Below are 18,585 nucleotides of genomic sequence, written 5' to 3' on the forward strand. Positions count from 1 at the left end.
TTACCAACTGGACTTGACCACTCCCGGCAGCAACCCTTGGTGAGCCATTTCCCGCAGGGCATTGCGGCAGAGGCCAAAATCACGATAATAACCACGAGGACGACCTGTCAACCAGCAGCGATTCCGTAGCCGCGAAGGGGCACTATTGCGGGGCAACCGTTGCAGTTGACGATGGATGCTCATGATCTCTTCTTGGGTTTCGGCGCTGGCCAGTTGAGCCTTGAGTTCTTGGCGTTTGCTGGCGTATTTAGCAACAAGCCGTTGCCGCTTTTTTTCCCGTTCGATCATGCTTTTTTTGGCCATGGGGGTGTGTTTGTCCTCGATAATGATGAATTTGGTATCCTATATCCTATCAAAGAGCGATTTGCTGCTGCAACTGTTGATCCTTGCGGGGTGTTTCTGTGCCCTTACATCTGTACAACACACTGTCTCGCCGCCTTGAACCCTTCTCGCCCCTGCACCCAGAGCGGGTGACGATCTATGCCTGTGGTGTCACGGTGTATGACTACTGCCATTTGGGGCACGCCCGTTCCTATGTGGCTTGGGATGTGCTGCGCCGCTATCTCACGTTCTTGGGCTACGTGGTGCACTATGTGCAAAATTTTACCGATATTGATGACAAGATTTTGCGCCGCGCCCATGAAAACGGCGAGACGATGGCCACAGTGAGCGATCGCTACATTGCCGCCTACCACGAGGACATGGCGGCCTTGAATATCCTACCTGCCACTGCTTATCCCCGCGCGACAGAGGTGATTCCAGAAATTATTCACCTCATTCAAGGGCTACTGGATCGCGGCTATGCCTACGTGGCCGGCGGGGATGTTTACTATGCCGTGGCACAATTTCCCAGCTATGGCAAGCTCTCCGGGCGCCAGCTTGAGCAACTCATGGCCGGTGCCAGTGGCCGCATTGAGGAAGAGGAGGAGCAGCGCAAACGCCATCCCCTTGATTTTGCCCTCTGGAAAGCCGCAAAGCCGGAGGAAATGGCTGTTTATGACCCGTGGGAAGCCCCTTGGGGTAAAGGGCGCCCCGGCTGGCACATTGAATGCTCGGCAATGGTGCGACAGGCCTTTGGGGCAACGGTGGATATTCATTGCGGTGGCATGGATTTAATTTTCCCCCACCACGAGAATGAAATTGCCCAATCGGAGGCGGTGACGCAACAGCCCCTAGCCCGATTTTGGCTCCACAACGGCTTTGTTACCGTCAACACTGAGAAAATGTCCAAGTCCTTGGGGAATTTCACAACCATTCGTGATCTGCTGGCTCAGGGGGTGGATGCCATGGCCTTGCGCCTGTTGGTTTTGCAGGCTCAGTACCGCAAACCCTTGGACTTTACGCCAGAGGCACTGACCGCCGCTGCCAAGGGCTGGCAAACCCTGAAGGAGGCGCTACAGCTCAATCGGCAGCTCTCCCTGCCCGTCATTGATCCAGAGGGGGTCAAAGCTCACCCCAGTACCCAAGCCTTTTGTCAAGCTATGGATGAGGACTTGAACACCGCAGCAGCTCTAGCGGTCATCTTTGAACTGGCCAAAGTCCTGAATCGTGAGCAGCATCGCTATCTCCACGGGGGAGACTGGGGGCGATCGCCCGCTGAAATCAGCCGCGACTGGCACACCCTAGTCACTCTTGCTCAGGTTTTGGGTCTAGAGGCAAAAGCAGAGGCACAAGCTGCGTCAACGTTTGGCCTAACCGATGAGGAGATTCGAGAGTTAATTGCTGCTCGCACCGCTGCCCGCCAAGCCAAGAACTATGCGGAGAGCGATCGCCTGCGGGATCTCCTTTTGGCTCAAGGGGTCAAACTCGTGGATCAAAAGGACGGCACCACCCATTGGTTTCGCGTGCCCGCTGGCTCAACCCCCTAACTGTGGAGAACACTATGCACGATTCCCTTGCTGACCTGCGTCAGGAACTCTTGGCGCTGCTGTGCCGCGATGCCTACCGTGCCGGCGAGTTTATCCTTTCCTCTGGCCAAAAAAGCCACTACTACATCAACTGCAAACCCGTGACCCTATCAGCGCGGGGCGCTTACCTTGTGGGGCGGCTCTTCTTGGCGCAGTTAGCCCCTGAAGCGGTGGCGGTGGCGGGTCTCACCCTTGGGGCGGATCCCTTGGTGGTGGCGGTGAGCGTGCTCTCCAATGTGCAGGGGCAGGATCGGGCAGCGCTGATTGTGCGCAAGGAAGCCAAAGGCCACGGCACGATGAGCTTTATTGAAGGTCCCCCCTTGCCCCAAGGGGCGGTGGTCACGGTGCTTGAGGATGTGATCACGACGGGGGGGTCTGCCCTCAAGGCGGTGCTGCGGCTCCAAGAGGCAGGCTATGTGGTCAATGAGGTTCTGGCCATTGTCGATCGCCAAGCGGGCGGGGAAGCTGCCTTTGCCGCTCAAGGAATACCCCTGCGATCGCTCTTTCGGATTAGCGACCTCGAAGCCTACCTCAATGCGGTCTAAATTCCCAACCGCTGGTAAATTTCCTCGAGGTGCTTGAGGTGATGTTCAGGGTTAAAGCAGGCCTCGAGTTCCTCTGGTGTCAGGTAGCGCTGAATCTCTGGATCCCCTTTGAGGTTGGCAGCAAAGTCACCGTTGGGTTGATTCCACGCGGCATGGGCATGTTTTTGCACCAAGGCATAGGCAGCTTCGCGACTCAGCCCCTTCTCCACCAGCGCCAAGAGCACCCGCTGACTAAAGATGACACCGCCGTAGCAGTTCATATTGCGGCGCATATTTTCGGGATAGACCTGCAGCGTTTGCACCAAGTCAGTCATTTCCACCAGCATAAAGTGGGCAAGGATGGAGCTATCGGGCAAAATCACCCGTTCCACCGCACTGTGAGAAATATCCCGCTCATGCCAGAGGGCAACATTTTCAAGGGCAGCCAAAGCATTCCCCCGCAGCACCCGCGCTAGACCGGTCAGTCGTTCGGAACGAATGGGATTGCGTTTGTGGGGCATCGCAGAGGAGCCTTTTTGTCCCTTCGAGAAGAATTCCTCGACTTCAAGGACATCGGTGCGCTGAAGATTGCGAATCTCAACAGCAAAGCGCTCGAGGCTGGCTCCCAAGAGGGCAAGGGTTTGGGTATAGTCGGCATGGCGATCGCGGGAAATCACCTGTGTTGAAGCGGTATCGGGTTGGAGACCGAGTTTTTGGCAGGCGATCGCCTCCACCCGCGGATCCACATTGGCATAGGTGCCCACTGCCCCCGAAATTTTGCCTACGGCCACGGTGCGCTGCAATTGGCACAGGCGATCGCGATGGCGCAGCAATTCCGCCAGCCAACCCGCGAGTTTGAACCCAAAGGTAATGGGTTCGGCATGAATCCCATGACTGCGTCCCACCATCACCGTATAGCGATGTTCTTGGGCACGGTGGCGTACTGCCTGAATGAGCTGCTCCAACTGCTCTTGAATCAGCGTCAGACTGGCCACCAATTGCAGGGCTAAACCGGTGTCGAGGACATCGGAACTGGTCAAGCCAAGGTGAATATAGCGGCCGGCATCGCCAACATGTTCGTTGACATTGGTGAGGAAGGCAATGACATCGTGCTTTACCTCTGCCTCAATTTCCAGCACCCGTTGGGGGTCAAACTTGGCCTTGGCTTTGATTTCAGCAACGGCGTCAGCAGGAATATGTCCCAGTTCCGCTTGGGCTTCGCAGACCGCAATCTCAACATCCAGCCATGTTTTTAATTTGTAGGCATCCGTCCAGAGATTCCCCATTGGGGCAAGGGTATAGCGTTCGATCATGGGCGTATGTATCTCTAAGGGTGATCAAAAACGGTCATCTGGGGGCGATCGCCTATTTGCGTTCGGGATGGTACACAGTTTCCGCCGTGGCAAAGCCATTGAGGCGATAGATGAGTTGGTAAAGACGGCTGTAGTCCCGCTGGTTAAAGTGCAGGATCAATCGCGGCAGGTGGAGCGTGTGGGTCAAGGCAGGACGGTTAATGGGTTGCTCGTCTTCCACTTCCCGAGGCAACGGTTCAGCGCGTTCAATCTGCCCCGACACGAGGATGTCTTGAAAATCGCGATTGAGTTCTGCCAAGGCGGCATCACTAATGTCTTGGTTCAACCGCAGCACCAAGCGATCGCCCACATAGCGGCTAGAGTGATAGACACGATAAAAGCCACTGAGGTAAGCCAACCCCTCCTCAACACTGGTGCAGATGCGGTAGAGTTCCTGATCTTCACGGTTAATTAGTCCCTTGGCTGCCAGTTCTTCACGAATAAATCGATCCCAATGTTGCCAGTAGGTACCACCGGGAATGTCCATCAAGACCAAGGGTTTAGGGGGGGCTTTGCCCGTTTGACAGAGAGTCAAGCATTCAAAGGCTTCATCTTGGGTGCCAAAGCCACCAGGAAATACAGCAATGGCATCGGTTTCCTTGAGCAAAAAGAGCTTGCGCGTAAAGAAGTACTTGAAGTGAATCAGACGCGGATCCCCTTCAATATAGGGGTTAGCCCCCTGCTCAAAGGGGAGTTCAATGTTCAGGCCAAAGGACTTATTGGAGCCTGCCCCTTTGTTGCCAGCCTCCATGATGCCACCCCCGGCACCGGTGATAATCATAAACCCCGTGGCACTCGCCGCTTGGGCAAAGGCCACCGCCATTTCATAGACAGGCGCCGTGGAGGGAGTGCGTGCCGATCCAAAGATCGAAATTTTGCGGGTATGGCGATAGGGGGCAAAGACCCGCAGGGCTTGGTGCATATCCCGCAGGCAGGAACGCAGAATCTTCCAATCTAGTCGTTCCAGTTCCTCATCGGCAATATCCAGAAAAAGTTGCAGGGCTTGGTAAATCACGTCGCCGTGGGGCACCCTATCCAAGCGACGAATTAACTGTTCAAGGTCTTGCTGTAGGCTACTTAAAGCGACTCGCGAAAGGGTCATGGCACCCTAAGAACGTTAGCACCCTATTTTATCAGGCAGCGGGATCACCTGATGCAGTGGGTAGGCTGAGGGTAAAGGTGGTAATGCCCGCTTCACTGTCGGCGCTAATTTCACCCTGCAATTGCTCCACGAGTTTTTGGGTGAGGGCAAGGCCTAAACCCGTTCCCCCCTGTTGCCACGGATCGGCATTGGGAATGCGATAAAACTTTTCAAAGATGCGCGGTAGCTCCTCACTAGGAATCTCTGAGGGATTACTCACTTGAATTTGCAGGCGATCGCCCCCGATTGGATCAAAACGGACAACAATCTGTGCGCCAGCAGGGCTGTACTTACAGGCATTGTTGAGTAACTCTGCCAAGATGCGGGCTAAGGCATGGCGGTTGGAGAGGAGGGGCGGCAACGTGGCGGGGCGCAAAATCTCAAGGGATTGCTGCCGCTGTTGCATGCGGTTGCGGAAGGGTTCGAGCACCGAGGGCAGCCAACTGTCGAGATCAATCACCTCCTGTTGAATCTGGCTGCGCCCTGCCTCTAGGCGTTGCAGATCCAGCAAATCATTGATCAATTCCGTTTCGCGGTTGCACTCATTGGCGAGAATGTCGAGGTAGCGTTTCTGGCGATCGTCGGTGGCAAATTGCTTCAGCATATAGATGGCCATTTTCATATTGGCCATGGGGGTACGCAACTCGTGGGAAACGGTGCTCAAGAAATCATCCTTAATGGCATTGAGCCGCTCTAGCTCCTGCATTTTCTGTTCCAGTTCGGCAGTACGGGCGCGCACTTGGCGCTCCAAATCCGCATTGAGTTCTTGTACCTGTTGGTAAAGCTGCGCTTGGTGAATGGCGAGGGCACACTGATCGGCAATGGTTTTGACGAGGCTTAAATCTTCTGGTGTCCAAGACTTGGGCAGGGTTTGTTGCCAAAGCTGGCGATCGCTCGCCAAAACGGACGTTGCCTCACTGGGTTCCCACTCCCAATCGAGGAGCGTAATTTGGCCGAGGAGTTGGCCAAGGTAAACTAGGGGAGTGATCACCAAGGCATTGACATTTAAGGTTCTGAGATCCGTTTGCAGCGGCTCTGGCAGATCTGGGCGACTGGCAGCTAAGACCACCTGTTCACCGCTGCGAAGGGTAGATTCAAAGAGGACGATCGCCTGCTGGTTGAGAGCAATCAAGTGGTTGGGTAAGCTGACAAATTGAGGACGGCTGGCATAGGTAGGGCTATTGGGCGCATGGGTTTGCGTAATCAGGCAGAGGGTCGATCCCAAGGCTTCTAGGAGTAAATCAGCGGTAATTTGCAGAACTTCCGCTGCCACCATAGTGGTACGCATGGCTTGAATGATGCGGTTAATGATGGCCTCACGGCGGGCTTGGTTGCGCAGTTGTTCCTCGGCTCGCTTGCGATCGGTGACATCCATGACATAGCTGCGGATCAGCTCACTTTCATAGATGTAGTGAATGGATTGCTCGTAGATGCGCCCTTGGTACTCCACCTCCCGCACATGCACTTTTTCTTGGGTTTGCTTCATGTAGCGTGCGAGTTCCGGCAATCCCAGCAATAGAGGATGAGTCAACTTCTGTTGCTGTAGATCTCGAAACTGTATCACTGCCGCTGGATTGAGATACGTCACCCTCCCCTCTAAATCCACTTCCAAAATTGGGTTGGGCGTCAGCTCCGGATAGGAGGCCAAGCGCACTAAGGCCGCTTCACTAAAATTCTCGATATTACCTTCACTGAGGGGGACAAGTGTTGCAAAGGGATTGGTGCTTTTGGAGAGAAATCCTAAGACATCGGTACTGCGGCAAAAATCCTGAAACTCCGTATCCGTCATGTTCGTCAAGGTCAAGTAGCGGGCACGCACATCGCCGCCAAACACAATCATGTCACCGCCACGCAAATCATGGGCAACAATCCGCTGGCCATTGACCAGAGTGCCATTCGTACTGCGCTTGCCCTGCAAATCACCATCAATGAGGCGAAAAAGATGGCTATTGGTTTCAGGACTGGTCACCCGTAGGAGAATAGCGTGCTGCCGTGAGACCATCTTCGAGTGAAGCACAATTGAATTCGTTGGATCGCGACCGATGGAATAAGTGGCTGCCTCTAGCAAAATAGGTCGCCGCCCCTCACTGTCTTCGAGGACTAACAGGTGGCGGACTGCCTGCCGCTCGTGGCTCACCGTTGCCTCCTTGCCTAGGACGGCTGGGCACCCTGACGAAAGGATACTGGTGTCGCTGTCACCTTCCAAGTGGGTTCTTTGACAGGTAGGGTAGTATATTGGCGCACCAAGGCACGGAACTCATCACCGTCAATGGTTTCTTTCTCAAGGAGCAGCTCCACCAGCTTATCAATGGCCACCCGATGCTCGCGGATCAGTTTGCGGGCAATCTCGTAGCAGTGCATAACAATCTCGCGCACTTGGTGGTCAATTTGCACGGCCACAGCTTCAGAATATTCAGCGCGCGGCATGAGATCTCGACCCAGAAAGACCTCGTTGCCCGGCGTTTCAAGGGCTAAGTGTCCCAAATCCGACATGCCGTAACGGGTCACCATTTCCCGCGCCAGATTGGCCACTGCTCGCAAGTCGCTACTGGCACCCACGGTGACTTCAGCATCGCCAAAGATTTCCACTTCGGCAGCGCGTCCCCCCAATAGAATGGTGATCTCATCGAGGAGCCATGCGCGGGTATAGAGGCCACTATCCACCCGCTCTTCATCAAAGATCTGCTGGGCAAAGCCGCCAACGCCCCCAGACCGGGGAATAATGGTCACTTTATTGAGGGGATCCGCATGTTTCAAGAGCGTCATCAGTAGAGCATGACCCACTTCGTGGTAGGCAATCAGCCACTTTTTCTTGCTGTCGAGGAGGGGAGTGAGCGTCATGCCAATCGTCACGCGATCAATGGCATCGTCAATTTCGGCATTGGTAATGGCCGGTTTGCGACGCCGAGCAGTGAGAATTGCGGCTTCATTGAGGAGGTTGGCCAGTTCGGCACCCGAAAAGCCGGGGGTACGGCGGGCGATCGCCTCTAGGGACACTTCGGGAGCAATTTTCTTGTGCCGCGCATGGACTTGGAGAATTTGCAGGCGTCCCTTGTAGCTGGGCAAATCAACGGTAATTTGGCGGTCAAAGCGACCCGGACGCAGGAGGGCAGCATCCAAAACATCGGGGCGGTTCGTTGCCGCAATCACAATAATGCCCGTATTCCCCTCAAAGCCATCCATTTCCGTCAGGAGTTGATTGAGGGTTTGCTCGCGCTCATCATTGCCACCGCCAATGCCGGCACCCCGTTGGCGACCGACGGCATCAATTTCATCAATAAACACCAGACAAGGGGCGTTTTCTTTAGCCTTTCTGAAGAGATCCCGCACACGGGAGGCACCGACGCCCACAAACATTTCCACAAATTCAGAACCAGAAATGGAAAAGAAGGGAACCCCGGCTTCACCGGCGATCGCCTTGGCAAGGAGCGTTTTTCCGGTTCCTGGTGGCCCAACTAGCAGCACCCCCTTGGGAATACGGGCACCAATGGAGGTAAATTTCTCTGAATTCTTGAGAAAGGTCACAACTTCCTGCAGCTCTTCTTTGGCCTCTTCAATCCCAGCCACATCGCCAAAGGTCACCCCCGTTTGTGCCTCCATTTGAAAGCGGGCGCGGGATTTACCAAAGTTGAGAATCTGCCCAGGGCCGCCGGGGGCATTACTCGCCCGCCGCAAAATCATCAGGAATAAAATCAGCAGAAAGAAGCCCAGCATCAAGTTAGAAATGACGCCAACCACTGCCCCATCACTGCTAGAGGGCACCACCCGCACCGTCGTGTCATAGCGGGTACTCACTTGGCGCAGCAGTTCTACAAGTTCAGGATTGCGATCAAAGAGCCGTACCTCTTGGGGGGGAGATTGTTCGGGTTGATCTTTACGGCGAAACTTGGCTAGCCCCTGTTCCTGATAGAGTTCGACGGAGCTGACTTCACCCGCCTTGAGGGCATTGAGGAATTGACTGTAGGAAACGGTGTTGTTATTGCTCGATTGCGCTAAACCAATGTGAGTGGGAGCTAACGAGAGACCCACGACCAAAGCCAGTTGACTCAGCCGTTGGGAAAGGCGTTGAGCGTATTTCATCGGCACCCGTTTCCGAAATTCAGTTCTAATTTCCAGTTTAACAGCGATTTTTTAGTTCCCTAGCGCCCTGGATCAGCCACAGCCAAGAATCACCGCCCTAAATATAAAATAGGACAGCATTCTCTTTAGAACGCCCATGGGACTGATTGTACAAAAGTATGGCGGCACGTCCGTCGGTAGTGTCGAGCGCATTCAAGCGGTAGCCCGCAGAGTCAAGGCAACTGTGGCAGCGGGACATCAGGTAGTGGTGGTGGTCTCGGCCATGGGCAAAACCACGGATAGCTTGGTGCAACTGGCCTATGCCATTAGCGATCGCCCCAGTCAGCGGGAAATGGATATGCTGCTTTCCACGGGGGAGCAGGTCTCGATCGCCCTGTTGACGATGGCGCTCCATGCCTTGGGGGAACCCGCCATCTCCCTCACCGGTGCCCAAGTGGGCATTGTCACCGAACCGGCCCACACCCGTGCCCGCATTCTCCACATTGAGACCCAGCGCCTCGAACGGCACCTCAAAGAAGGACAAGTGGTGGTTGTGGCCGGCTTTCAGGGGATTACTGCTGCTGCGGATTTTGAAGTCACCACCCTTGGGCGGGGTGGCTCGGATACCTCGGCTGTGGCCTTGGCGGCGGCGCTGCGGGCGGATTGCTGCGAAATTTACACCGATGTCCCCGGCATTTTGACCACGGATCCGCGACTGGTGCCCAATGCCCAACTCATGAGCGAGATTACCTGCGATGAAATGCTGGAGTTGGCGAGCCTAGGGGCAAAGGTCTTGCACCCCCGCGCCGTGGAGATTGCCCGCAACTATGGCGTGGATTTGGTGGTGCGCTCCAGTTGGACGGATGATCCCGGTACCCGTGTCATTGCACCATCGCGGCCGCCGCGTCCCGTGGAAAATCTTGAACTGGGCAAACCTGTGGATGGGGTGGCGCTGGATACGGATCAGGCGAAGGTGGCACTACTGCGGGTGGCCGATCGCCCCGGCGTTGCGGCACAGCTTTTTGGTGAACTGGCACGGCAAAATCTTGATGTGGATTTAATTATCCAATCCATTCACGAAGGTCAGACGAACGACATTGCCTTCACCGTGCAAAAGCGCGTTCTTAAACAAGCCGAGGCTGTTGCTGTGGCCTTTTATCCCCGCTTGAATCCACGGGTTGAAGAGACGGATGTGCTCGTGGATGCCGACATTGCCAAGGTGAGTATCACCGGTGCCGGGATGATTGGCCGACCGGGGGTGGCCGCTCAGATGTTTTCGGCCTTGGCGGCAGCGGGCATTAACCTACAAATGATTTCCACCTCTGAAGTGAATGTCAGTTGTACAGTGGCCGCAGCGGATGCAGGTCGAGCGATCGCTGTTCTCTCCCAAACCTTTGATGTGGAAGCCGCCACCACTGTCCCCCAAGAAACCCCCGATGCCCCAGCGGTGCGGGGCGTTGCCCTTGATCCCAAGCAGGCGCGGATTGCGATTCGCGATGTGCCCGATCGCCCCGGTATGGCGGCGGCAATTTTCCAGACCCTTGCGGATGCCGCCATTAGCGTGGATATGATTATCCAATCCCAGCGATCGCGCTCCCTCGGGGGTGTGATGACCCGCGATATTGCCTTTACGGTGGCCTCTGCCGATGCCGAGCGAGCCACGGAACTACTCAAGGGGGTTCAGAGCCAATTGGGCTACGGCGACATCCTCATAGATACGGCGATCGCCAAAGTGAGCATTGTTGGTGTGGGGATGATCCACCGTCCGGGGATTGCAGCGCAAATGTTTGCGGCCCTTGCCCGTGAAAACATCAACATTCAAATGATTGCCACCTCGGAAATTCGCGTGAGTTGTGTGGTGGCAGAATCGGAGGGGGTGCGGGCGCTGCGGGCGGTGCATACAGCCTTTGGTTTAGATGGTGAGGCTCCCGTCGTCATTCCCGATGTCGGTAAATAGACCGCCCCATTGGCAAATTGCCCTTGTCCTCGGCGTGGGCGTGTTGGCGGTTTCTACAGCTGCTGTGCTGGTGCGCTGGGGGGTTGCTGATTTAGCCACCGATTCCCTAGGCATGACCGTGGGGTTGAGCATTTTCTTGGCCAGTGGTCGCCTCAGTTTGGCTGCTCTCTTTTTGACCCCGCAACTTTACACGTGGCCGTGGCTAGACCTGACTCGCCAAAATCTGCGTTGGGCACTGGCGGCTGGGGTTGCCCTTGCGGCGCACTTTAGCCTCTGGTTCACCTCACTGCACTACACCTCGGTGGCAGCCTCAACCACATTGGTGACCACAACGCCCATCTGGTCGGCGCTCGTCGGGTACCTTTGGCAGCGACAAACCCTTCAACCCCGTGCTTGGGTGGGCATGGCGATCGCCCTTGGCGGCAGCGCCCTAATTGGGACGGCAGAACCGACGAGTGCTGTGGCAAGGAACCCCCTACTCGGAAATGCGCTGGCGATCGCGGCGGCGTGGGCGGTCAGTGCCTACTTTATCTGTGGTCAAGCGGCTCAAAAGGCGGGTCTGGCGATTCACCACTACGCCCTTGTGGCCTATGCCACTGCTGCCTTGGTTCTCTTGCCCCTGCCGCCACTGCTGGGTCTGACTTACGGAGGTTGGCCGCTGAAGCTCTATGGTGCGATTCTCCTGCTGGCTTTGATCCCCCAGTTGGTGGGGCACACCAGTCTCAATTGGGGGGTGCGTTGGCTTTCCCCTACATGGGTAACTCTTCTGGTGTTGGCAGAACCGATTGCTGCGAGTCTCTTTGCCTTGCTGCTCTTTGGTGAGGTGCCGACAACGGTAGTGATGACGGGGGGCAGTCTGGTGCTGGTGGGTTTAAGTGTAGCACTGTGGCCTAGTCCCTAGGGGGGTTCGGCGATCGCCGCCGCTGTTTGAGGGTGTCCAAAGCATCCCCTAAGGCGGTAATGAGTCCCTCACGGGTACGGGCATGATTTTGCCGCTCCTCCTCTAGGGCACGCCGTAGCCGTTCATTTTCCAAGAGGGCTTCAATCAGTTGTGCCTGAAGTTCGGCAACAGAGGTTTCACTGCGCACGCGGGCTTCAATCCGTGCCCGTTCACCCGCGCATTCCGGGGCTTCGGGATCCACAGGCGGTGGGGGCGGTTCAGGAACCAGTGACGGCAGTTCATTTGCTCGCGCCTGCGCCCGTTGCAGTTGCTCTTGCAGACGTTGAAGCTGTTCCTGAAAATCTGCCACAGTGGATAAGGCACAGTTAGAAATTCTAGGGCTATTTTGATACGAGTATCCTCAGAAAACAAGGGTCAAGATATATTCGTGAGTAGCGAGGCACTCCAAGCATGGTGGCACTGGGCACAGGCGATCATTCCAGCCCCTGAGCGCGAGAGTGGCCTACGGGAGTTAAAACAATTTCTCAGTGCCTTCACACAGTTGAGTCCCCTTGACATCACCCTGCGCCGCTTTCCGCCCGAGATTCCTCTAAAACTGCCCCTTGCAGAACTCCAAGAGCGTTGGCAACGCCGCTGGCAGGAGCGGGTTCCCCTGCAATATCTCATTGGTACGGTTCACTGGCACGATCTGGAATTAGTTGTCACCCCCAGTGTGTTGATTCCTCGGCCAGAAACAGAGGAACTCCTAGAAGTGGTGGCAGTAACGGTACCCCCTTGGCAACAACAGGGGCATTGGCTGGATTTGGGCACCGGCAGTGGGGCGATCGCTATTGGCTTGGCGCGGTTATTTCCTCAAGTGGTTGTTCATGCTGTCGATTGCAGTCCTGAGGCCCTAGAGGTAGCGCGAATCAACATTCAGAAGTACGGTTTGGGCGATCGCGTGCGTTGCTATGTTGGCAGTTGGTTTGCCCCCCTTACCCATCTGCAAGGGCAGGTGCAGGGCATTGTCAGTAATCCTCCCTATATTCCCACCCGCCTAGTGGCCACTCTCCAACCTGAGGTGCGCTGCCATGAACCCCCTATTGCTCTCGATGGTGGTGCGGATGGCTTGCAGGCGATTCGTCAGATTGTTGAGACGGCACCAGAGTATCTTCAGCCCCAAGGCTGGCTCTTTATCGAATTGATGGCAACCCAAGGGGAAGCTGTGGCAGCGCTAGCAATGGCCAGCCAAGCCTATGAACGAGTGGAAATTCTTCGGGATCTCAGTGGCCACGATCGCTTTTTGCTCGCTCAAGCAGTTTAGCCGCGATCCCAGCGCCAGAGAGCAACCATCAGGGCAACCACTCCGATTTGTAATGCCAGATTCCACACCAAATCGTTACCAGCAGTGCCCGCCAATCCCTTGAGGCCAAGGATAAAGGCACCCATGAGTCCGGAAGCGGCAAAAACGGCATAGAAAACGCGCCGTAGTCCCCGATAGGGAGCGGCTGCCTCGGCTCGCAGGCGATCGCGCAGAGTTGATTGAGTCACTTCAGCCGGTTGCTGGGGTTTGTGAGTAGCCATTTTGATTTTCCCATCACCTGAAAATATCCTACGTCCCTACAATGGGGAACGGTGTGCATCAATAACGGTCTAAGGCCGTAGGCCAAAAGAGATGTGAGGAGTTTGATATGCATTGGCAGCGAATCAGTGTAGCCCTGGCGATCGCCTTGGGTAGCACGGTTGCAATTCCCCAACTCAGTCAACCCTCCCAAAATACTGGTGCAGGGACACTCCGCTGGAGCGATGCTTCCTTTCCTGTGGAAAATTTCCAAGGCTATACCTCTCCCTTTGGCTACCGGCGATCGCCCACGGGGGAACCCACGACCGAATTTCACAATGGCCTTGATTTTGCTGCTCCTCAAGGGAGCTATATCCGTAATTGGTGGGTCGGGCAGGTGATTGAAGTTTCCGATCACACCGCCTGTGGCACACTGGTACGAATTCAATCGGGGGCTTGGGAACACGTTTACTGCCACATGATGGGGCGGGTTGAGCAGACCCCCCAAGGACGAGCCATGGTCGATCGCGCCGGTGGCATTTTCATCCTAGAGGGGCAGCGGGTACCCACGGGGGCACGTATTGGTCGAGTGGGCATGACAGGCCGCACCACCGGACCTCACCTTCACTGGACGCTCCGCCACCGAGGGCAATTGGTCAACCCTGCCGTGGTTCTACAGGCCATGTATGGTAGCCAGGCCCAACGATAACTTTCTGATTAAAAACTAACGGGACTGACGGGGCTCGAACCCGCAACTTCCGCCGTGACAGGGCGGTGCTCTAACCGATTGAACTACAGTCCCAATTTTTGAGCGATTTTTAGACTATCAGGAAAATCATGGCTTTGTCAACTGGTTAAATTTGCCTTGCTGGGCGATCGCCTGCGGGGCATCAATCAACTGCGTAGCCTTGACCCCAACGATGCCTTTCGGCTCATTCAACCCCTCAGCCAAGATGAAAATTCCCGTGTCCGCTACACTGCGGTGAGTCAAATTGCCAGCCTTGGGCACGTCAATCTCAATCAAGCCCATGACCTGTTGCGCGATCGCCTGCTCCATGACAGCGAAACGGATGTCCGTGCTGCCGCAGCGGATGCGATGGCTGCCCTACAAGTTCCCTTTGCCCTTGAAGATTTAGAAACGGCCTACCACAGTACCGATGATTGGCTGTTGCAGTTTATAGCAATTCTAATCAAGAATGAGACATCATCCAGCACAATACTTGCGAATCACCTCATCAATCGAACTGTTTGACCCTGCATACATCCGCGCTCGCTTCAACGCACTAAAGTTGTGCTCAATCACATTCAAATCAGGAGAGTATTTCGGTAAAAATAACACCTCGTGACCCGCCGCTTTCACCACTGCCTGAATCGCCCCTTTTGGATGAATCGGTGCATTATCCATCATCAACAACGAACGTTTCTCTAACGCTAGCAAACAGTATTGACTCAGCCAGCTCACAAACCCTAACGCATTCAAATATCCTGAAAACAGCATTGGGGCGATGAAGTCTTTCTAGTATCTATACCGTCCTGCGACTCAACTCTCTCTTTTCTGACGCCTTCCCACTCGCTCTCCATCAATTCGTTGGCCTCGCGCTGACCACCCATACTCACACTCCACTCGAGAGTCAAACCCCCTCTCATCGATAGACACCACCGTTTCCTCCCCATGGCTCTCTACCCATGTGTCGAGCTGCTGTTGATACGCTTGTCGCTCTGCCTCACACCTTTCTTGGTAACGTATCTGTTTTCTTTCGAGTGATGCCCATCTGGGCGAGGGCATAACTAATGGTGGAAACTTGGACGCCAAATCGCTGGGCACGGTCGATTAAACGGTCATCGGGATGGGCAGCAACATCCGCTGCTAAGGCCGCCCAATCCAGTTTCCAAGGACGACGGGGGACAACCGTGGGGGCTAAGTCGTCTCGCTTCAGCCAGCGATGGATAGTGGCGCAACTGACTTGGAAGATTTGAGTTGCTTCACTGATTTTGCCACCTTGCTGGATGTAGGAGACAACCCGCTCTCGTCAGTCTAAGCTATAGCTCATGTTCTTGAGTAACATTCATGACGCTTTGAGTATAGCCTATCCCTCTTGAAAATATCTCACTCCCTTTCGAAATAGCCATACGAAAAAGAATGACGCGATCGGAGGTGATTCTCTGGCAGCATCTCAAGGGCAAGCAGATGAATGGCTATGATTTCGATCGCCAACGTCCTATCGATGAGTACGTTGTTGACTTCTACTGCAAAAAGCTGAAGCTAGCGATCGAAGTTGATGGCTCATCCCACGATAGCGAAGAAGCTCAAGAGCAAGACCGCTACCGTCAGCAAAGGCTTGAAGCCTTAGGGGTTCGATTCTTGCGGTTTCGAGATGAAGAGGTGTGCCACAATGTTGAGGGAGTCCTTGAGGCGATCGCAACCTGGATAAAGGACAACGCCTCCAAAACTTTCCCTCCAGAGAGAGGCTAGGGGTGGGTCTGAGTTGGGCTGACTACGAAAGGGATGCGAAGGGAATTCTTGCCCTGTGAATTGCTGCGTGAATCTCATTTGTGACCTCTGCCCATCAGACTAAGAAGCCTCCCATGGCTCTCTAGTTCTCCTCATCCCAAACTGACGTGGGTGAGATGATGTGTTCGTGCTAAACGCTAGCCGAATCAGCGTCAATCCCTAGAAGGGTACCTCATCTAGGTTAATATCTTCGGGTTCGGGGGGTGGGGGTGCCACCTTCGGTGTGACAGGTGCAGTGGCTGCGGGTGTGGCCATGGGGGTGGTTGCCGGCTGTGCCGGATGATCCACAATATTGCCCTCAACGGTGTAGAAGCGGCTTACCACCAACTCGGCGCGTTTTTCTTTGAAACCTTCGGGGCGGTCAATGGTGTCCATTTTTAGCCGACCTTCTAAGATCAGGCGATCGCCCACTTTGCATTCTGCCTGCATTTTTTGCCCCAAATTGCCCCACGCCACTGTTCGCAAACTCATGGGTGGCTCTTCACTGCGCAGGCTAGCAAACTGCACCACCATTGTGGCCACCGCCATCTGATTTTCTTGGGTGTAGCGCAGTTCTGGCGCTTGAATCACTTCTGCAAAGAGGACGCAACTATTCATCCGATGAGCTTCCAACAGGTCGTGTTCTTTCCAGTATAGTCCCAACGGCTGCCGCGACAAGGCCACAGGATCAATACAGCGCGACGCTGGGGTTCTCCCTAGCACAGACGGCTGTAGCCAATTGTATCTTCTTATACTACCATATAGTTAATTAAATAAACTTACAGAGGACACGGTCATGGCACGGGTGGTTGTCCTTGGGGCGGGCATTGGCGGATTGCCCACAGCCTACGAATTGCGGCATCGTTTGGGCGATCGCCATCAAGTGGTGTTGGTCTCCGATGTGGATCGCTTTACATTTATTCTAGGACTAGTGGCAGTTGCCCTCGGACACCATTCCCTCGAACGCCTGCAAGTGCCCCTAGGGATCGTGAGCCGTCGCCATGGGTTGCAATGGGTGCAAGGCAAAGTTCAGCAGATTGACCCTAAAGCTAAGAAAGTCTATTTGCCTGAGCAAACCCTTGACTACGACTATTTAGTGATTGCCACAGGGGCAGAACTCGCCCTCGATTTGATTCCCGGCCTTGGCGTTCACAGTCATTCCGTGTGTACCCCCGCCCACGCAGTTGCCGCCCATCGAGGATGGCAAGCATTCCTCAAAGACCCCAAGGACTTAGTTGTGGGTGCGGCGCCGGGAGCCAGTTGCTTTGGGCCTGCCTATGAATTTCTGTTTTTGGCGGAGTATGCCCTGCGGCGTCATCGGTTGCGCGATCGCGTCAAGATGACATTCATTACCCCTGAACCCTACATTGGCCATCTGGGGATTGGTGGCTTGGCCAACAGTGATCAACTCACCCTAGACCTGATTGCACAGCGGGGCATTGAAACCATCACGAATGCCGAGATCACGGCCATTGAGCCGCATCGGATTTTGTTGCGGGATGGACGGGTAATCCCCTTTGGCTACAGCATGATTTTGCCACCTTTTCGCGGGCCAGCCTTTGTGCGTGCCTCGGGTCTTGGCAATGAAAAGGGATTTTTGCCCCTGCTGCCCACCCTTCAGCACCCCGACTATCCTGAAATCTATGGGGTCGGTATTAGTGTTCACCTGCCGCCGATAGAAGTCACCCCTGTGCCTATGGGCTTGCCCAAGACGGGTCAAATGACCGAGGAGATGGCGATCGCCGCCAGCCACAACATTGCCGTTGCCCTTGGGGAATTAGCCGCTGACCCTGTAGTGCCGACCCTCGATGCCCTCTGTTTTGCCGACTTTGGTGACACGGGTATTGCCTATATTGCCGCTCCTGTGATTCCTGAGACCCTCGGGCAGAAGCGCCGCTTGGCCTACGCCATTCAAGGATTGTGGGTGAGTTGGGTCAAGGCTGTCTTTGAGCGCTACTTCCTGCTGAAAATGCGATGGGGGCTAAGTGTTCCTTGGTTTGAACAGTGGGGACTGCGGCTCTTCTTTGGCCTTTCCCTTGTGCGTCCCCTTCAACCCCCCCTAGTTTCCAAGCAGCAACCGTTCGCAAAAGTTTGATATGCAACCGTTAACAACACTGACAAGGAGTAATTTTTATGGCGCGCCTCTTTCTCATGGGTCTGTTGATGGTTTGTCTATGGCTCAACAGTTCCTCAGTCACATTGGCCAGTGTGAATCCCGATGAACTGGGGAAAGCCGTAACCGCCATTGAACAGTTGGATCAAATGCGCATTGGCCTTGCCTCTACTTTAGAAGGAAGTCCCACGGAACCCACCCTTGACACCTTTAAGGCTGTTTGTGCCCCCGTGGGCAAGAAAGCGAAGGAAATTGCTGCTGCCAATGGCTGGCAACTGCGTCAGGTAGCCCTCAAGTACCGCAACCCCAACCATGCCCCGCGCACAGCGCTGGAAGTGCAAGCCCTCAATCGCTTTGATAACAATCGTCAACTCCAAGCCTTTTGGCAAACGGATGCTGAAGGGGTGCACTACTTCCGTCGCATTGATGTCCAAGCCAGTTGCCTTGCCTGTCATGGGGCGAAAAATCGGCGGCCTGCCTTTATTCAAGAAAAATATCCCAGCGATCGCGCCTATGGCTTCCGTGTTGGTGATCTGCGGGGCATGTACGCTGTGACGATTCCGCAAATTCAACAGGCACTCCAAACCTCACCCTAGGGAG

At 55.0% G+C, this 18,585-nt stretch carries 18 protein-coding genes, 1 tRNA gene and 1 pseudogene; 10 read left to right on the forward strand and 10 right to left on the reverse strand.

From position 1 onward, the window contains the following. Positions 1-303, reverse strand: a complete 303-nt coding sequence (gene rpsN, locus RHH81_RS12205) for a 30S ribosomal protein S14 (RefSeq protein WP_011057663.1) — start codon at positions 301-303, stop codon at positions 1-3. 98 nt (positions 304-401) lie between these two features. On the opposite strand from rpsN, the gene cysS reads away from it, so the two are divergent. Both cysS and pyrE read left to right on the forward strand, forming a co-directional pair. Beyond that, positions 402-1,868: a cysteine--tRNA ligase gene (cysS, locus tag RHH81_RS12210; RefSeq protein ID WP_206200399.1), complete on the forward strand. Its 1,467-nt coding sequence runs from the start codon at positions 402-404 to the stop codon at positions 1,866-1,868. 14 nt (positions 1,869-1,882) lie between these two features. After that, on the forward strand, positions 1,883-2,452 hold the full coding sequence (pyrE, locus tag RHH81_RS12215; RefSeq protein WP_149819886.1) for an orotate phosphoribosyltransferase: 570 nt from the start codon (positions 1,883-1,885) through the stop codon (positions 2,450-2,452). Here the strand turns inward: pyrE and purB are convergent. Genes purB through ftsH form a run of 4 tightly spaced genes read right to left on the reverse strand, consistent with a single transcriptional unit; the run spans position 2,449 to position 9,004 of the window. Next, the gene (gene purB, locus RHH81_RS12220; protein WP_310743118.1) at positions 2,449-3,744 is read right to left on the reverse strand and encodes an adenylosuccinate lyase; all 1,296 of its coding nucleotides are present in this window, start codon (positions 3,742-3,744) and stop codon (positions 2,449-2,451) included. The genes pyrE and purB overlap by 4 nt on opposite strands. A gap of 52 nt (positions 3,745-3,796) precedes the next feature. After that, positions 3,797-4,885, reverse strand: a complete 1,089-nt coding sequence (locus RHH81_RS12225) for an LOG family protein (RefSeq protein ID WP_206200402.1) — start codon at positions 4,883-4,885, stop codon at positions 3,797-3,799. A gap of 31 nt (positions 4,886-4,916) precedes the next feature. Next, complete coding sequence (locus tag RHH81_RS12230) at positions 4,917-7,061, reverse strand: ATP-binding protein (RefSeq protein WP_302678436.1); 2,145 nt, start codon at positions 7,059-7,061, stop codon at positions 4,917-4,919. A gap of 14 nt (positions 7,062-7,075) precedes the next feature. Next, on the reverse strand, positions 7,076-9,004 hold the full coding sequence (ftsH, locus tag RHH81_RS12235; protein ID WP_310743119.1) for an ATP-dependent zinc metalloprotease FtsH: 1,929 nt from the start codon (positions 9,002-9,004) through the stop codon (positions 7,076-7,078). Between the two features lie 136 nt (positions 9,005-9,140). On the opposite strand from ftsH, the gene RHH81_RS12240 reads away from it, so the two are divergent. Beyond that, positions 9,141-10,940 carry an aspartate kinase gene (locus tag RHH81_RS12240; RefSeq protein WP_206200405.1) on the forward strand — a complete coding sequence of 600 codons (1,800 nt, stop codon included), beginning with the start codon at positions 9,141-9,143 and terminating at the stop codon, positions 10,938-10,940. Beyond that, positions 10,927-11,841 (forward strand): DMT family transporter, encoded by a 915-nt coding sequence (locus tag RHH81_RS12245; protein WP_310453778.1) that lies wholly within the window; start codon positions 10,927-10,929, stop codon positions 11,839-11,841. The genes RHH81_RS12240 and RHH81_RS12245 overlap by 14 nt, the downstream gene beginning before the upstream one ends. Here the strand turns inward: RHH81_RS12245 and RHH81_RS12250 are convergent. Continuing rightward, a complete protein-coding gene (locus tag RHH81_RS12250) occupies positions 11,831-12,190 on the reverse strand; it encodes a hypothetical protein (protein WP_310453779.1) in 360 nt (119 codons plus the stop codon). The two genes, RHH81_RS12245 and RHH81_RS12250, sit on opposite strands and share 11 nt — an antisense overlap. Before the next feature lie 78 nt (positions 12,191-12,268). Here RHH81_RS12250 and prmC point away from each other — a divergent pair, with 78 nt between their 5' ends. Then, positions 12,269-13,144, forward strand: coding sequence for a peptide chain release factor N(5)-glutamine methyltransferase (gene prmC / locus RHH81_RS12255; protein WP_310453780.1), 876 nt, complete (start codon positions 12,269-12,271; stop codon positions 13,142-13,144). Here prmC and RHH81_RS12260 read toward each other — a convergent pair. Further along, positions 13,141-13,404, reverse strand: a complete 264-nt coding sequence (locus tag RHH81_RS12260) for a DUF3493 domain-containing protein (RefSeq protein WP_149819902.1) — start codon at positions 13,402-13,404, stop codon at positions 13,141-13,143. The genes prmC and RHH81_RS12260 overlap by 4 nt on opposite strands. Before the next feature lie 107 nt (positions 13,405-13,511). Between RHH81_RS12260 and RHH81_RS12265 the strand changes: the two genes are divergently transcribed. Further along, the gene (locus tag RHH81_RS12265) at positions 13,512-14,090 is read left to right on the forward strand and encodes a M23 family metallopeptidase (RefSeq protein WP_206200409.1); all 579 of its coding nucleotides are present in this window, start codon (positions 13,512-13,514) and stop codon (positions 14,088-14,090) included. 19 nt (positions 14,091-14,109) lie between these two features. Here RHH81_RS12265 and RHH81_RS12270 read toward each other — a convergent pair. Then, positions 14,110-14,183 (reverse strand) — tRNA-Asp (locus RHH81_RS12270). Between the two features lie 63 nt (positions 14,184-14,246). On the opposite strand from RHH81_RS12270, the gene RHH81_RS12275 reads away from it, so the two are divergent. Further along, positions 14,247-14,633, forward strand: coding sequence for a HEAT repeat domain-containing protein (locus RHH81_RS12275; protein WP_302678443.1), 387 nt, complete (start codon positions 14,247-14,249; stop codon positions 14,631-14,633). Here the strand turns inward: RHH81_RS12275 and RHH81_RS12280 are convergent. Continuing rightward, a pseudogene (locus RHH81_RS12280) lies at positions 14,586-15,390 on the reverse strand (IS630 family transposase). The gene RHH81_RS12275 and the pseudogene RHH81_RS12280 overlap by 48 nt on opposite strands. Before the next feature lie 131 nt (positions 15,391-15,521). Between RHH81_RS12280 and RHH81_RS12285 the strand changes: the two are divergent. Further along, on the forward strand, positions 15,522-15,854 hold the full coding sequence (locus tag RHH81_RS12285; protein WP_206200410.1) for an endonuclease domain-containing protein: 333 nt from the start codon (positions 15,522-15,524) through the stop codon (positions 15,852-15,854). A gap of 198 nt (positions 15,855-16,052) precedes the next feature. On the opposite strand, the gene RHH81_RS12290 is transcribed toward RHH81_RS12285, so the two are convergent. Further along, positions 16,053-16,490, reverse strand: coding sequence for a single-stranded DNA-binding protein (locus RHH81_RS12290; protein ID WP_206200411.1), 438 nt, complete (start codon positions 16,488-16,490; stop codon positions 16,053-16,055). Positions 16,491-16,668: 178 nt separating this feature from the next. Between RHH81_RS12290 and RHH81_RS12295 the strand changes: the two genes are divergently transcribed. Next, positions 16,669-17,967 carry an FAD-dependent oxidoreductase gene (locus tag RHH81_RS12295; protein ID WP_310743120.1) on the forward strand — a complete coding sequence of 433 codons (1,299 nt, stop codon included), beginning with the start codon at positions 16,669-16,671 and terminating at the stop codon, positions 17,965-17,967. Between the two features lie 38 nt (positions 17,968-18,005). Further along, a complete protein-coding gene (locus RHH81_RS12300) occupies positions 18,006-18,581 on the forward strand; it encodes a DUF3365 domain-containing protein (RefSeq protein ID WP_310743121.1) in 576 nt (191 codons plus the stop codon). The last annotated feature ends 4 nt before the right edge of the window (positions 18,582-18,585 follow it).

This window comes from Thermosynechococcus sp. PKX95 (assembly GCF_031583295.1).
Lineage (GTDB): Bacteria > Cyanobacteriota > Cyanobacteriia > Thermosynechococcales > Thermosynechococcaceae > Thermosynechococcus.